The organism is Streptomyces sp. NPDC001401 (assembly GCF_042895385.1).
In the GTDB taxonomy this organism is placed as follows: domain Bacteria; phylum Actinomycetota; class Actinomycetes; order Streptomycetales; family Streptomycetaceae; genus Streptomyces.
In genome coordinates this window covers 33377-48254 of sequence record NZ_JBIAWI010000017.1, presented here as the reverse complement: position 1 = coordinate 48254, position 14878 = coordinate 33377, and the positions used below count along the sequence as shown (strand labels likewise).

Here is a 14878-nt window from a genome sequence, read left to right as displayed (position 1 = left end):
CTGTGCTGGTCCGGCCGCGCCGGCGGCTGATGTCGCTGTCGGCACGCACGCTCGGGGCGTTGCCGGGCCGCCCGCGTGGCTCCTCCCCGCCGAGGGCGCTCCGACGCCCTGTGATCGCATGCACCGACTGCGGTCATCAGCCGCTCCACGGCCGGCGCAGCGCCCGCCTTTCGGCCGGACGGCGGGGGTGCGTCCACAGGCTCTCACCGGTCCGCCGGCGGCGGTGAGGGGCGGGCTCGTCCTCGCTCTCCACACCGCCCATGGCATGCGGCAGCGGTGCGGCGCCGGGTCGTGCGCCGGGCACCGGGCCTGTACGTGCGACCGGTTCGCCGCGGCCGGTTACGACCGGACCCGACCGTTCATGCGCCGACGCGGGCTGTCGGCCGCCGAGACGGCGCCGAAGGTGGGCTCCTCGTGACCGCCACCGTCCAGGTGACCGCGCCGCCGCGCCCGGGAACGCCGGAACTCCATCCGCACGGGCTGCCGCGGCCCGGCCGGACGCTGGTCATGGGCGTCGTGAACGTCACCCCGGACTCGTTCTCCGACGGCGGGCTGTCGTTCGCCCCCGAAGCCGCCGTCGCGCACGGACTCGCGCTGCTCGAGGACGGCGCGGACATCGTCGACGTGGGCGGGGAGTCGACCCGTCCGGGCGCGGAACGGCCGCCGGTCGAGGAGGAGTTGCGGCGGATTCTGCCTGTCGTCAGGGAACTCGCCGCGGCGGGCGCGGTCGTCAGCGTCGACACCATGCGGGCCGAGGTCGCCGCCCGCGCGCTCGACGCGGGCGCACGGCTGATCAACGACGTCTCGGGCGGCCTGGCCGACCCCGCCATGCTGCCGACGATGGCCCGGGCCGACGCGCCGTACGTGCTGATGCACTGGCGCGGCCACGCCGCCGCGATGCAGACGAACGCCGTCTACGGCGACGTCGTCACCGACGTGGTCGACGAACTGCGCCTGAGGGTCGAGGCCGCGCTGCAGGCCGGCATCCGGCCCGGCTGCCTGATCGTCGACCCCGGGCTGGGCTTCGCCAAGGAGGCGGAGCACAACTGGGAGCTGCTGGGCCGCCTCGGGGAGGTCCAGGCGCTGGGGCATCCCGTCCTCGTGGGCGCGTCACGCAAGTCGTTCCTGGGGCGCCTGCTGGCGGATCCGGCAACCGGGCAGCCCCGCCCGGCACGGTTGCGCGACGCCGCGACCACCGCCGTGTCCGCGCTCGCCGCAGCCCAGGGCGTCTGGTGCCTGCGGGTGCACGATGTCGCGTCCACGCTCGACGCGGTACGGGTGACGGCGCGCTGGGGCGCCGAGGCAACGGCCTGACATCAGCTGGATACTCCCGTCCTGCTCAGGAGCGCCCCCAAAGGGGCGCGGGGAACTGCGCGACCAGCCACGACAATGCCGCAGACGACCGACGGCGCCTCGTGGCACACCCGCGGAGCGCAGCCTCAGCCCAGGTAGCCCATCCGGTGGCTGATCTCCGCGGCGCCCTTGAGCAGCCCCGGCGCCAGCCCGTGCATGCGCTCCTCGGTGAAGCGGTACGCGGGGCCTGAGGCGCTGAGGGCGGCGATGACCTCGCCGTCGCGGGAGCGGATCGGGGCCGCCATGGCGTGCAGTCCGATCTCGAGTTCCTCCAGCGTCACCGCGTATCCGCGCTCCCGCGCCGCGGTGAGGTCCTTCTCCAGCTTCGTCCTGGCCGTCAGGGTGTGGGGCGTGAGCTTCCGCAGCCCGGACGCCGCGAGCACGTCCGCGCGCTCCTTCGGCGACAGGTGGGCCAGCAGGATCTTGCCGCTGGACGTGGCGTGCACCGGGGTGAGCTGCCCGACCCAGTTGTGCGTGCCGACCGCGCCCGGGCCGCGTACCTGGTAGAGGTTGACCGCGTAGTGCTCCTGCAGGACCGCGATGTTGACGGTCTCGCCGATCTCCTCGCTGAGCCGCTCGCACACCGGCCGGCCCTGCTGGGTGATGTCGAGACGGCCGGTGACCGCGCCGGCCAGGCGCACGATCCCGAAACCGAGCCGGTACTTGCCCCGCTCGGCCGTCTGCTCCACCAGACCGCGTGCCTCCAGCGCGCCGAGCAGGCGGAACGCGGTCGACTTGTGGACGTCGATCTCGGCGGCGACCTCACTGACGCCCGCCTCGCCGCGCTGGGCGAGGATCTCCAGGACGCTGACGGCACGGTCGACGGACTGCACCCCGTTCACCGAGTGAGCTCCTGTCTCGCCGTCTGCCGCGTAGTTGCTCATGGCGCAACTATACGCATCTCATGTCGAGCATCAGCGGAAGACGACGGTGCAGTGGCCGTTGATCAGGACACGGCTCTCGCTGTGCCACTGCACGGCACGGGCGAGCACCTGCGCCTCGACGTCGCGGCCCATGGTGACCAGGTCGTCCGGGTCGCGCGAGTGGTCCACGCGGACCACGTCCTGCTCGATGATCGGGCCTTCGTCGAGGTCGGAGGTGACGTAGTGCGCCGTGGCCCCGACGAGCTTGACGCCGCGCTGATGCGCCTGGACGTAGGGCCGGGCCCCCTTGAAGCTCGGCAGGAAGGAGTGGTGGATGTTGATGGCCCGTCCGTCGAGCTGCTTGCACAGGTCGTCGGAGAGGATCTGCATATAGCGGGCGAGGACCACGAGGTCGATGTCGAGCTCGTCGACGAGACGCAGCAGCTGCGCTTCCGCCTCCGCCTTGGTCTCCCGGGTCACCGGGATGTGGTGGAAGGGGATGCCGTAGCTCTCCGCAAGCGGCTCGAACTCGCGGTGGTTGGAGACGATCGCCGGGATCTCGATGTTGAGCGCGCCCGTGGACCTGCGGAAGAGCAGGTCGTTCAGGCAGTGGCCGAACTTCGACACCATGATCAGCGTGCGGGTCGGGGTGGAGGCGTCGTGCAGCTGCCAGGTGATCCGGTACGCCTCGGCGACCGGGCCGAAACCGGCGCGCAGTCCCTCCAGCGAGACGTCCGGGTCCGAGACGTCGAAGTGCACCCGCATGAAGAAGCGGTCCGTCAGCCGGTCGTCGAACTGCCGGCTCTCCAGGATGTTGCCGGAGTGGCTCACGAGAAACGTCGTCACCGCGTGGACCAGGCCGGCCTGGTCGGGGCAGGACAGGGTGAGGACGAACTCGCGGCCGGGCTGGGGTCGAGGAGACATTGACATCCTCCGTGAGGGGTGTGGTGGGCGGGTCAAGGGGTTGGTGCGCCGGATGCGCGCGGGCTCAGCCCCGGCGCAGATGGCCGAGCCGGGCCGAGATCCGGTCCGCCGCCGCCCGGACCGTGGCGGAGACCTCCGGCAGTCGCTGCTCGGTCAGCCGGTAGGACGGTCCCGAGGCGCTGAGTGCGGCCACCACCTGTCCGTTGAAGGTGAAGACCGGCGCGGCCACCGCGTTCAGACCCGTCTCCAGCTCCTCGACGCTGTAGGCGCAGCCGTCGGGCGCAACAGCCGCCACAGTCCCCCGTCCCCGATCCCGGGAGTCCAGATGACCATCCGTGCCGTCGACGAGGCGCCACTGAACAAGTTCCATCGCGAACTCACCTGGGCCTGCGCCGGCGGCCCGTTCCTGGACGGCTATCTGCTCAGCATCATCGGTGTCGCGCTCGTCGGCATGAGCAGAGAGCTGGACCTGAGCACGGGAGACGAGAGCCTCATCGGCGCTGCCGCCCTGGTCGGCATCTTCGTCGGCGGACTGTTCTTCGGCGCCGTCACCGACAAACTCGGCCGTGAGGCCATGTACACCATCGACCTGGCGGTCCTGGTCGGCGGCTCGGTGCTGTCGGTGTTCGCGAACGAGACCTGGCAGTTGGTGGTCCTGCGCTTCGTGCTGGGCATGGCCATCGGCGCCGACTACCCGATCGCCACGTCCCTGCTGGCCGAATGGGTGCCGAACAAGCACCGTGGCCGACTGCTCGGCATCCTCATCCTGGCCTGGTACGTCGGCGCCGCGGCCGCCTATGTGATCGGCTATGCGATGGCCGAGATCGGCGGCACCGGCACCTGGCGATGGATGCTCGCCTCGGGCGCCGTGCTCAGTGCCGTGATCCTGATGCTGCGCATCGGTACGCCCGAGTCGCCGCTGTGGCTGGTGAACAAGGGCCGTACCGCCGACGCCCAGAAGGCGATCGAGAAGGCTCTCGACCGCACCGTCCCGATCGACGACCTGCTCGCGGCCTCGGCCGACGAACAGGCGGTGGAGCAGGGCCGGTTCCGTGACCTGTTCCAGGGCGTCTATCTGCGCCGCACGCTGTTCTGCGGGCTGTTCTACATGTGTCAGATCACGCCGATGTTCGCCCTGTACACCTTCGGCCCCACCATCCTGGGCTCCTTCGGCCTCGGCGAGGGCAACATCAGCAACCTGGGCTCGGCGCTGATCAGCGTCGTGTTCGTGCTGGGCTGCATCCCCGCGCTGCGCCTGGTGGACCGGGTGGGGCGCCGCCCCGTCATCGTGTGGTCGTTCGCCCTGATGGTGGTGCCGCTCGCGGTGCTCGGCGGCGGCTCCGCGCTCCCCATCGCCGTGGTCATCGCGTGCTTCTGCGCCTATGCCCTCTTCTCGGGCGGTCCCACGGTGCTGGAGTGGACGTACCCCAACGAGCTCTTCCCCACGAGTATCCGGGCCACCGCGGGCGGCGTGGCGACCTCGATCAGTCGCATCGGGGCCGCCGCGGGCACCTATCTGCTGCCGATCTCCCTCGACAGGCTGGGCATCGGCACGACCATGCTCATCGGCGCCGGCATGACCTTGCTGGGCTGGCTCGTCTCCTTCGCCTGGGCCGAGGAGACGCGGGGCCGCACGCTGGCGGAGACCAGCGCCCTGCCCGGCTCCGGGCGGCCCGCGGCGGTCGGCGGGGAGCGCCGTGACGACCTGTGGGGGAGCGGCCTCGGACGATCCTGACCGCGCCCGGACCTGATCCGGGAGACATGCAGCGGCCGGCCCTGTATGGGGCCGGCCGCTGCATGCGCGGGGCTCGAAGGGGCGACAAGAGAAGTTCGTCCGACTCACCCCTTGACAGTGGTCGGCGGCACGGCACACAGTTTCATCGTTGCTCATGGTGAAGCAGATTGCGTAATACGCAACGACGCGGCTCGGTCTCAGAGCCGTCGAGCACATCTCGCTCCGTGGGAGCGATCGACAAGCCCCGCCATCCAGAACACCCGGCCGAAGGCTGCATTCGGCCCTCCCCCTCATCGAGGAGTTCGAAGTGACACACGAGGTACGCGCCGTCGTCGCCCTGGAAAAGGGCGCCCCGGTCTCCGTGGAGACCGTCCTGGTGCCGGACCCCGGCCCGGGTGAGGCGCTGGTGCAGGTGCAGGCCTGCGGCGTCTGCCACACCGACCTGCACTACCGCGAGGGCGGGATCAGCGGCGAGTTCCCGTTCCTGCTCGGCCACGAGGCCGCGGGCGTGGTCGAGGCGGTCGGCGAGGGTGTCACCGACGTCACGCCCGGCGACTTCGTCGTCCTCAACTGGCGTGCGGTGTGCGGCACTTGCCGGGCCTGCGGCAAGGGCGAGCCGTGGTACTGCTTCGCCACCCACAACGCCACTCAGCCGATGACGCTGGCCGACGGCACCCCGCTCTCCCCGGCCCTGGGCATCGGCGCCTTCGCCGAGAAGACCCTGGTCGCCGCCGGCCAGTGCACCAAGGTGGACCCGACAGCGCCGGCCACCGCGGCGGGCCTGCTCGGCTGCGGCGTGATGGCGGGGTTCGGCGCCGCGGTCAACACCGGCGGCGTCGGCCGCGGCGACTCGATCGCGGTGATCGGCTGCGGCGGCGTCGGCATGGCCGCCGTCGCGGGCGCCAAGGTGGCCGGTGCGAGCCGGATCATCGCCGTGGACGTCGACGAGCGGAAGCTGAAGTGGGCCGAGCAGTTCGGCGCCACCGACACCGTCGACTCCTCCAGGACCGACGCCGTCGAGGCGATCCGCAGCCTCACCGGCGGCTTCGGCGCCGACGTTGTCGTGGACGCGGTGGGCCGCCCCGAGACCTTCAAGCAGGCCTTCTACGCCCGCGACCTGGCCGGCACCGCCGTGCTGGTGGGCGTCCCCACTCCGGAGCTCACCCTCGACCTGCCCCTGCTCGACGTCTTCGGCCGCGGCGGAGCCCTGAAGTCCTCCTGGTACGGCGACTGCCTGCCCTCCCGCGACTTCCCCGCCCTGATCGACCTCTACCTCCAGGGCCGCTTCGACCTCGGCGGCTTCGTCAGCGAGGTGATCGCCCTGGACGAGGTCGAGGAGGCGTTCGCCAAGATGCACCACGGCGAGGTCCTGCGCTCTGTGGTGGCCGTGTGACCGCGCGGATCGAGCACCTGGTCACCTCCGGGACCTTCCAACTGGACGGCGGCAGCTGGGAGGTGGACAACAACGTCTGGCTGATCGGCGACGACGACGAGGTCCTCGTCATCGACGCCGCGCTCCCCCAAGACTCCGACAAGCTCCGTCCCGGGGGGACCCCCATCGCCGACGCGACCGCCGCCGTCGGCAACCGGCGCCTGCTCGCCATCGTGTGCACCTACGCCCACAACGACCACGTCAACGCCGCTCCCGCCCTGGCGGCCCGCACCGGCGCGCCCATCCTGCTCCACCCGGCCGACGAGGTGCTGTGGAAGGCGGCGCACGCGCCCCGCGAGCCCGGCTACGGGGAGCTGATCGACGGCGAGGAGCTGACCGTCGCCGGCATCCGGCTGCACGTGCTGCACACCCCCGGCCACTCTCCCGGCGCCGTCTGCCTGTACGCGCCCGAACTGGGCGCCCTGTTCTCCGGCGACACGCTCTTCCAGGGCGGTCCCGGAGCCACCGGCCGCTCCTACTCCGACTTCGACACCATCACCGCCTCCCTCCGCGACCGGCTGCTGACCCTCCCCGCGGACACCACCGTGCACACCGGTCACGGCGCCACCACCTCGATCGGGGCCGAGACGCCCCACCTCGACGACTGGATCGCCCGGGGCCACTGAACTGCCCGTCACAGCACAGGAAACTGGAGGAAGGCCATGGCGACACAGCCGAAGGTGGTCATCATCGGCGCCGGCATCGTCGGGTGCGCGCTCAGCGACGAACTGACTGCACGCGGCTGGACGGATGTCACCGTCCTGGAGCAGGGCCCGCTCTTCGCCACGGGCGGCTCCACCTCGCACGCCCCAGGTCTGGTCTTCCAGACCAACGGCTCCAAGACGATGACCGAGTTCGCCCGCTACACGGTCGAGAAGTACAACGCGCTGACCCTGGACGGGCAGTGGTGCTTCAACCAGGTCGGCGGCCTGGAGGTGGCCGCCGGCCCCGAGCGGCTGGCGGAGATCCAGCGCCGGCACGGCTGGCTGAGCTCCTGGGGAGTGGACAGCCGCCTGCTGAGCCCCGAGGAGTCCGCCGCACTGCACCCGCTGCTGGACGCCGAGCGGATCCTGGGCGGCCTGCACATCCCCGGCGACGGCCTGGCCAACGCGCTGAGGGCCGGCGAGGCGCAGGCCCGCCGGGCGATCGCCCGCGGCGCCCGCTTCCACGGCCACCACACGGTCACCGGCATCGAGACGACCGCGGACCGGGTCAGCGCAGTCGTCACCGACCAGGGCACCTTCCCGGCGGACATCGTGGTCTCCTGCGCCGGCTTCTGGGGCCCGGAGATCGGCCGTATGGTCGGGCAGCCGGTGCCGCTGGTGCCCCTGGCCCACCAGTACGCCAGGACCACGCAACTCCCCGCCCTCGCCGGGCGCAACGACGAGTACACCCAGGCGTCCCTGCCGATCCTGCGCAACCAGGACGCCGGCCTGTACTACCGCGAACTCGTCGACCGGATCGGCATCGGCTCCTACGCCCACCGGCCCATGCCCGTATCCCTGGACGACGTCGCACACCCGCGTGACGCCGTCATGCCGTCCTCGCTGCAGTTCACCGAGGCCGACTTCGAGGGCGCCTGGACCGACTCCGTCTCCCTGCTGCCGTCCCTGTCGGACGCGAAGATCGAGGAGGGCTTCAACGGCATCTTCTCCTTCACCTCCGACGGCATGCCGCTGATGGGCGAGTCGTCGAAGGTGCAGGGCTTCTGGCTGGCCGAGGCCGTCTGGGTCACCCACTCCGCGGGCGTGGCCAGGGCCATGGCCGAATGGCTGGTCGACGGCAGGCCCGGCACCGACGTCCACGAGTGCGACATCAACCGCTTCGAGGAGGTCCAGCTCGCGCCCTCGTACGTGCACGAGCGCAGCTGCCAGAACTTCGTCGAGGTCTACGACATCCTGCACCCGCTGCAGCCGGCCGAGTCCCCGCGTCCCCTGCGCATCAGCCCCTTCCACTCCCGTCAGGAGGCCCTCGGCGCGGTCTTCCTGGAGGGCGGCGGCTGGGAGCGGCCGCACTGGTACGAAGCCAACGCCAACCTGCCCGAAGTGGCGCGCATCCCCGGCCGTAACGCCTGGGCGTCCCGCTACTGGTCGCCGATCGCCGGAGCCGAGGCGCTCGTCACCCGCGAGCGCGTGGCCCTGTACGACATGACGCCGCTGAAGCGGCTGGAGGTGACGGGCCCCGAAGTCCTCGCCTTCCTACAGGAGTTGACGACCAATCAGCTCGACAAGCCGGTCGGTTCCGTCACCTACACCCTCCTGCTCGACAGCGCCGGCGGCGTCCGCAGCGACCTGACCATCGCCCGCCTGGAGGCCGAGCGCTTCCAGATCGGCGCCAACGGCAATCTCGACCTGGACTGGCTGCGCCGGCGTCTGCCCGGCGACGGCTCCGTGCAGGTGCGCGACATCACCGCCGGCACCTGCTGCCTGGGCGTGTGGGGGCCGCGCGCCCGCGACCTCGTCCAGCCGCTGACCGGCACCGACTTCTCGCACAAGGGCTTCGGCTACTTCAAGGCCAAGCAGGCCCACTTCGGCGACGTCCCGGTCACCGCGATGCGGCTCAGTTACGTGGGCGAGCTCGGCTGGGAGATCTACACCACCGCCGACCTCGGCGCCCGGCTGTGGGACACCCTGTGGCAGGCCGGCCAGGAACTGGGCGTCATCGCCGCCGGCCGCAGCGCCTTCAACAGCCTGCGCCTGGAGAAGGGTTACCGCTCCTGGGGCCATGACATGACCACCGAACACAACCCCTACGAGGCAGGCCTCGGCTTCGCCGTACGCCGCAACAAGGCGCACTTCACGGGCAAGTCCGCGCTCGAGGGGATCACCGAGGAGACGGTCACCCGCAAGCTCGTCCCCCTCGTCATCGAGGACCAGCAGGCCGTGGTGATGGGCCACGAGCCCGTCTACGTCGACGGCGGTCCGGTCGGTTACGTCACCGGCGCCGCCTACGGCTACACCATCGGTGCACCGATCGCGTACGCCTGGCTGCCGGCCGGGCACGCCACCCCTGGGACCCGGGTCGAGATCGAGTACTTCGGCACCAGGATCGCGGCCACCACCGCAGCCGAGCCGCTCTTCGACCCTGAGATGTCCCGCGTCCGCCGCTGAACCAGCTACCAGGCGGCACGGGCCGCGCCCAAAGGGGCGCGGGGAACTGCGCGACCAGCCCCCACAGACCCGCAGATCACTCACCGACGCAACATCCCCAAGATTCCCAGGAGACGGACACATGGCCCCTTCGTACGACGTCATCGTCGTAGGCCTGGGCGGAATGGGCAGCGCAGCGGCCTATCACCTCGCCGCCCGCGGCCAACGAGTGCTCGGCATCGAGCGCTTCGGCCCGGCCCACAACCTCGGCTCCAGCCACGGCGGTTCCCGTATCTACCGGCAGGCCTATTTCGAGGACCCGGCCTACGTACCGCTGCTGCTGCGCGCCCACGAACTGTGGGAGAAGCTGGCCGCCGACTCCGGCCACGAGGTCTTCACCGAGACCGGCGGCCTCATGATCGGCCGCGAGGACAGCGAGGCCTTCGCGGGCACCCTGCGCAGTGCGCACGAGTGGGGCCTGGACCACGAGGTCCTCGGCGCCGCCGACATCCGGCGCCGCTTCCCCACCTTCAGCCCGGCCGCCGAGGACGTCGCCTTCTACGAGCGCAAGGCCGGCATCGCCCGGCCGGAGGCGACCGTCACTGCCCACCTGGACCTGGCGCGGGCGCACGGCGCCGATCTGCACTTCGCCGAAATGGTCCTCGGCTGGGAGGCCGACGGCCCCGGCGGCAAGGCCTGGGTGGTCACCGACCGCGGCGCCTACACCGCCGACCGGCTGGTCATCGCCCCTGGCGCCTGGGCGCCGAAGCTGCTGTCCGGCCTCGGCGTGCGCGTGACGGTCGAACGGCAGGTCATGTACTGGTTCCAGCCCGAGGGCGGCACCGGCCCGTTCACCGCCGACCGGCACCCCGTCTACATCTGGGAGGACCCGGACGGCACCCAGATCTACGGCTTCCCCTCCCTCGACGGCCCCGACGGCGGCGCCAAGGTCGCCTTCTTCCGCAAGGGCGTCCCCAGCGACCCCGACACCCTCGACCGGCGGATCCGCCCGGACGAGATCGAGGCCATGGCCGCCTACCTGCGCCCCCGCATCCCCGCCCTGCCCGGCAGCTTCCTCAAGGCAGCGGCCTGCATGTACGCCAACACCCCGGACGAGCACTTCGTCCTCGCCCGGCATCCCGAGCATCCGCAGGTGACGGTGGCCTGCGGATTCTCCGGCCACGGGTTCAAGTTCGTGCCCGTGATCGGCGAGATCCTCGCCGACCTGGCAACCGTTGGCACCACCGAACACCCCATCGCCCTGTTCGACCCTCGCCGTGTGCGCGTCTGACGTTTCGCGTCTGACGTTTCGCGTCTGACATTTTTCGTCCGACATTTCCGAAGGTGACCTGATGACCATGATGGACCTGCCCCCCAGCCTGATCTCCACGCTGCCCGGGGAGTACTACACCGACCCCGAGGTCTTCGCCCTGGAGCAGGAGCGCGTCTTCGAGGCCATGTGGTTCTGCGTGGCCCGCGCCCCGGAGCTGGCCAAGCCGGGCCAGTTCCGCACCTTCCAGGTGGGCCGGGAGAGCGTGCTGGTCTCCCGCTCCCGGGACGGCTCGATCAAGGCGTTCCTGAACATCTGCCGGCACCGTGGCGCCAAGCTGTGCACGGAGGAGTCCGGTGAGGTCAAGCGGGCCTTCCAATGTCCGTACCACGCCTGGACCTACGGCCTGGACGGCAAGCTGGTGGCCGCGCCGAACCTGACGTCGATGCCGGACATCGACCGGACCGCCTACGGGCTGGTCAACGTCCATGTCCGGGAGTGGCTCGGATATGTGTGGGTGTGCCTGGCCGACACCCCTCCGTCCTTCGAGGAGGACGTGCTGGGCGCGATCGTCGAGCGGCTCGGCGACGTCGAGTCCATCGAGCGCTACGGCATCGAGAACCTCCAGGTGGGCCGCCGTATCACCTACGACGTGAAGGCCAACTGGAAGCTCATCATCGAGAACTTCATGGAGTGCTACCACTGCGCGACCATCCACCCCGAACTCACCGAGGTGCTCCCGGAGTTCGCGGACGGATACGCGGCGCAGTACTACGTCGGCCATGGTGCCGAGTTCGGTGAGGAGGTGCAGGGCTTCACCGTCGACGGCAGCGAGGGCCTGGACCGCATCCCGGGGGTCGCCCAGGACCAGGACCGCCGCTACTACGCGATCACCGTCCGGCCGCAGGTCTTCATCAACCTCGTCCCCGACCATGTGATCTTCCACCGGATGTACCCGATGTCGGCCGACCGCACGGTCGTCGAGTGCGACTGGCTGTATCTCCCGCACGTGGTGGAGAGCGGCAAGGACGTGGACCGTTCGGTCGAGCTGTTCCACCGCGTCAACCAGCAGGACTTCGACGCGTGCGAGCGGACCCAGCCGGCGATGAGTTCGCGGGCGTACGCCAAGGGCGGCGTCCTGGTGCCCAGCGAGCACCACATCGGCGAGTTCCACAGCTGGCTGCAGGCCAGGCTGGACGCACAGCCCGCCCGCTGATCCCACCCCGATACTGCCCGTCCACCTGCCGTTCGGCGGCCCCCTCCGGCAGGTGGACGGGCCATCGCAGCATGACCGGGGGCGCCGGAGCCGCAGCGACCAATACTTGAGGCATGGCCAAGTCCAGATCTCGGCGGTCCCCGGCCCGGTTGCCCTCCGTGCTGAACGTGCACAGCGTCGCCGGCCAGGTCTTCGTCCTTCAGGTGGGCGTCGTCCTGCTGCTGGTCGTCGCCGCGCTGGTGGCGCTTGTGCTGCAGGCCCGCAGCGCGAGCCTGCAGGAGGCCAATGAGCGTTCGCTGGTCGGCGCCGAGACCTTCGCGCACGCCCCGGGCACGCTGGCCGCCATGACGTCCGCCGACCCCAGCGCACTGCTGCAGCCGAGGGCGGAGGAGGCCCGCAAGGGATCCGGTGTCGCCTACGTCATCGCGTTCAGTCCGGCCGGCTTCCGGTGGACCCATCCCGACCCGAAGCTGATCGGCAAGCACGTCGTCGGCTCCTACTCCGACGCGCTCGCCGGCAGGGTGCACCAGGCCACGTACAACACGCCTGGGATCGGCCGCGCCGTGGACTCGATGGTTCCCGTCTTCGACACCGACGGCAAGGTCGTCGGGCTGGTGTCCGTCGGGGTCACCGTCAAGGCCATCAACCACCGGGTGGTGGAGCAGCTGCCGCTGCTGTTCGGTTCCGCCGCCGTCGGGCTGGCACTGGTCATGGGCGGATCGGCGCTGGTGAGCCGACGGCTGCGGCGTCAGACGCACGGGCTGGAACCGGCCGAGATGACCCGGATGTACGAGCACCACGACGCGGTCCTGCACTCGGTGCGGGAAGGCGTACTCGTCGTCAGCGACGAAGGGCGGCTGCTGCTCGCCAACGACGAGGCGAGCCGGCTCCTTGACCTGCCCCAGGACGCCGTGGGCCGGCCGGTCACCGACCTCGGCCTCGCCCCGCGTACCGCCACCCTGCTGACCTCGGGCCGGACGGCCTCCGACGTGGTGCTGCTGGCGGGGGAGCGGCTGCTGGCGGTCAACGTACGGCCGACCGCCCCGCACGGAGGCCCGGCCGAAAGCGTGGCGACCCTGCGGGACACCACTGAGCTGCGCGCTCTGGCGGGCCGGGCGCAGGTGGCAAGGGCCCGGCTGCAGCTGCTCTACGACGCCGGCGTGCGGATCGGCACCACCCTCGACGTGGTGCGCACCGCCGAGGAACTGGCCGAGATCGCGGTTCCCCGGTTCGCCGACTTCGTCACGGTCGAGCTGCTGGACGCGGTCCGGCGGGGCGACGAGCCGGACGGCGCGGGCCCGGCCATGCACCGCGTCGCCGTGCGCGGTGTACGGGACGACCACCCGCTGTACCCGGCGGACGAGGCGATCACCTTCCTGCCGACGACACCGCAGGCGCAGGGCCTGCGGAGCGGCCACGGCGTGCTGGAGCCCGAGTTGAGCGCCGCGCCGGGCTGGCAGGCGCAGGATCCCGAGCGGACCCGGCGCGTCCTGGACTTCGGCATCCACACCCTGATCACCGTGCCGCTGCAGGCCCGCGGCATGGTGCTGGGGCTGGTCGACTTCTGGCGCTCGGACCAGGACGCCTTCACGGAGGAGGACCTGGCCTTCGCCGAGGAGCTGGCCGCCCGCGCGGCCGTCGCGGTCGACAACGCCCGCCGCTTCACCCGCGAGCACACCATGGCGGTCACCCTGCAGCGCAGCCTGCTGCCCCGCGCGCTGCCCGAACAGTCGGCCCTGGAGGTGGCCCACCGCTATCTGCCCGCCCAGGCCGGCGTGGGCGGGGACTGGTTCGACGTCATCCCGCTGCCCGGCGCCCGCGTCGCCCTGGTCGTCGGCGACGTCGTCGGGCACGGCCTGCACGCCGCCGCGACCATGGGCCGGCTGCGCACCGTGGTCCACAACTTCTGCGCCCTCGACCTGGCCGCCGACGAACTCCTCGGCCATCTCGACGAGTTGGTCGCCTACATCGACGAGACCGAGACCGCCGAGGGAGAGGGCGAGGGCATCACCGGCGCCACCTGCCTCTTCGCGATCTACGATCCGGTCTCCGGCCGGTGCAGCATCGCCCGGGCCGGCCATCCCGGCCCCGCCCTCGTCCACCCCGACGGCACCGTCACCTTCCCAGAGGTCCCCGTCTCACCACCGCTGGGCCTGGGCTCCGGCCTGCCGGTCGAGACGGCCGAACTGCACCTGTCCGAGGGCTCCCGGCTCGCCCTGTACACCGATGGGCTCATCGAGGCCCGCGACCGCGACATCGACACCGGACTCGGGCTCCTGCGCGCCGCCCTGGCGCACCCGGGCCAAACCCCCGAACAGGCCTGCCAGGCAGTGCTCGACGCCCTGCTGCCCGACCGCCCCGGCGACGACATCGCCCTCCTGGTGGCGCAGACCCGGCTGCTGGACCCGGACCGGGTCGCCTACTGGGACGTGCCCAACGATCCCGCTGCCCTCGGCCCCGTCCGCGCCGCCTGCGCCCGCCGGCTGGAGAGCTGGGGCCTGGACGAGATCGCCTTCAACACCGAACTCATCCTCAGCGAACTGGTCACCAACGCCATCCGCTACGGCAGCGATCCCATCCGGCTTCGGCTGCTGTACGACCGGGACAGCCTGATCTGCGAAGTCGCCGACGGCAGCAGCACCTCCCCGCACCTGCGCCGCGCGGCCACCACCGACGAGGGCGGCCGGGGCCTGTTCCTCGTCGCCCACTACGCCCGGCGCTGGGGCACCCGGTACACCTCGCGCGGCAAGGTCATCTGGAGCGAACAGTCGCTGGACGCCGCACCGGCCGAGCTCGACGAGTCCATGGCCGACCTGCTGCTCGACCAGTGGGACGAGCCGATGCTGTAACCGCTCCCGAGCACCCCTGAAAGTTGCACATCGCGCAACCTTGTGCGCTATTACGCACTGATGCCGTACGTCTCTTGACAAGCCCCCGATCTCGCCCCAAGCATGTTGCGTATAGCGAGCTTTGTTGTGTAATTCGAGACACCCGGT

Annotated in this window: 11 protein-coding genes; 8 read left to right on the top strand and 3 right to left on the bottom strand. The window is 71.1% G+C overall.

Features of this window, described 5'->3' with window-relative positions; translation table 11 throughout:
- Window positions 1–507: 507 nt before the first annotated feature.
- On the top strand, window positions 508–1314 hold the full coding sequence (folP, locus tag ACFY10_RS40555) for a dihydropteroate synthase (RefSeq protein ID WP_390670492.1): 807 nt from the start codon (window positions 508–510) through the stop codon (window positions 1312–1314).
- Window positions 1315–1439: 125 nt separating this feature from the next.
- Here folP and ACFY10_RS40550 read toward each other — a convergent pair whose 3' ends face one another.
- The 3 genes from ACFY10_RS40550 to ACFY10_RS40540 all read right to left on the bottom strand — a co-directional run bounded on the left by ACFY10_RS40550 (window position 1440) and on the right by ACFY10_RS40540 (window position 3435).
- Window positions 1440–2237, bottom strand: coding sequence for an IclR family transcriptional regulator (locus tag ACFY10_RS40550; protein ID WP_390670319.1), 798 nt, complete (start codon window positions 2235–2237; stop codon window positions 1440–1442).
- A gap of 30 nt (window positions 2238–2267) precedes the next feature.
- The gene (gene purU / locus ACFY10_RS40545) at window positions 2268–3140 is read right to left on the bottom strand and encodes a formyltetrahydrofolate deformylase (RefSeq protein WP_390670318.1); all 873 of its coding nucleotides are present in this window, start codon (window positions 3138–3140) and stop codon (window positions 2268–2270) included.
- Between the two features lie 64 nt (window positions 3141–3204).
- Window positions 3205–3435: an IclR family transcriptional regulator C-terminal domain-containing protein gene (locus ACFY10_RS40540; protein WP_390670317.1), complete on the bottom strand. Its 231-nt coding sequence runs from the start codon at window positions 3433–3435 to the stop codon at window positions 3205–3207.
- 30 nt (window positions 3436–3465) lie between these two features.
- Between ACFY10_RS40540 and ACFY10_RS40535 the strand changes: the two genes are divergently transcribed.
- The 7 genes from ACFY10_RS40535 (at window position 3466) to ACFY10_RS40505 (ending at window position 14731) form a co-directional block, all read left to right on the top strand.
- A complete protein-coding gene (locus ACFY10_RS40535) occupies window positions 3466–4875 on the top strand; it encodes an MFS transporter (RefSeq protein WP_390670315.1) in 1410 nt (469 codons plus the stop codon).
- Between the two features lie 307 nt (window positions 4876–5182).
- On the top strand, window positions 5183–6268 hold the full coding sequence (locus ACFY10_RS40530) for an S-(hydroxymethyl)mycothiol dehydrogenase (protein WP_390670314.1): 1086 nt from the start codon (window positions 5183–5185) through the stop codon (window positions 6266–6268).
- Window positions 6265–6933, top strand: a complete 669-nt coding sequence (locus ACFY10_RS40525; RefSeq protein WP_390670313.1) for an MBL fold metallo-hydrolase — start codon at window positions 6265–6267, stop codon at window positions 6931–6933. The genes ACFY10_RS40530 and ACFY10_RS40525 overlap by 4 nt, the downstream gene beginning before the upstream one ends.
- A 36-nt stretch (window positions 6934–6969) precedes the next feature.
- A complete protein-coding gene (locus ACFY10_RS40520; RefSeq protein ID WP_390670312.1) occupies window positions 6970–9417 on the top strand; it encodes an FAD-dependent oxidoreductase in 2448 nt (815 codons plus the stop codon).
- A 121-nt stretch (window positions 9418–9538) separates the two neighbouring features.
- On the top strand, window positions 9539–10687 hold the full coding sequence (solA, locus tag ACFY10_RS40515) for an N-methyl-L-tryptophan oxidase (protein WP_390670311.1): 1149 nt from the start codon (window positions 9539–9541) through the stop codon (window positions 10685–10687).
- A 61-nt stretch (window positions 10688–10748) separates the two neighbouring features.
- A complete protein-coding gene (locus ACFY10_RS40510; RefSeq protein WP_390670310.1) occupies window positions 10749–11882 on the top strand; it encodes an aromatic ring-hydroxylating dioxygenase subunit alpha in 1134 nt (377 codons plus the stop codon).
- Window positions 11883–11995: 113 nt separating this feature from the next.
- A complete protein-coding gene (locus tag ACFY10_RS40505; protein WP_390670309.1) occupies window positions 11996–14731 on the top strand; it encodes a SpoIIE family protein phosphatase in 2736 nt (911 codons plus the stop codon).
- Window positions 14732–14878: the final 147 nt, after the last annotated feature.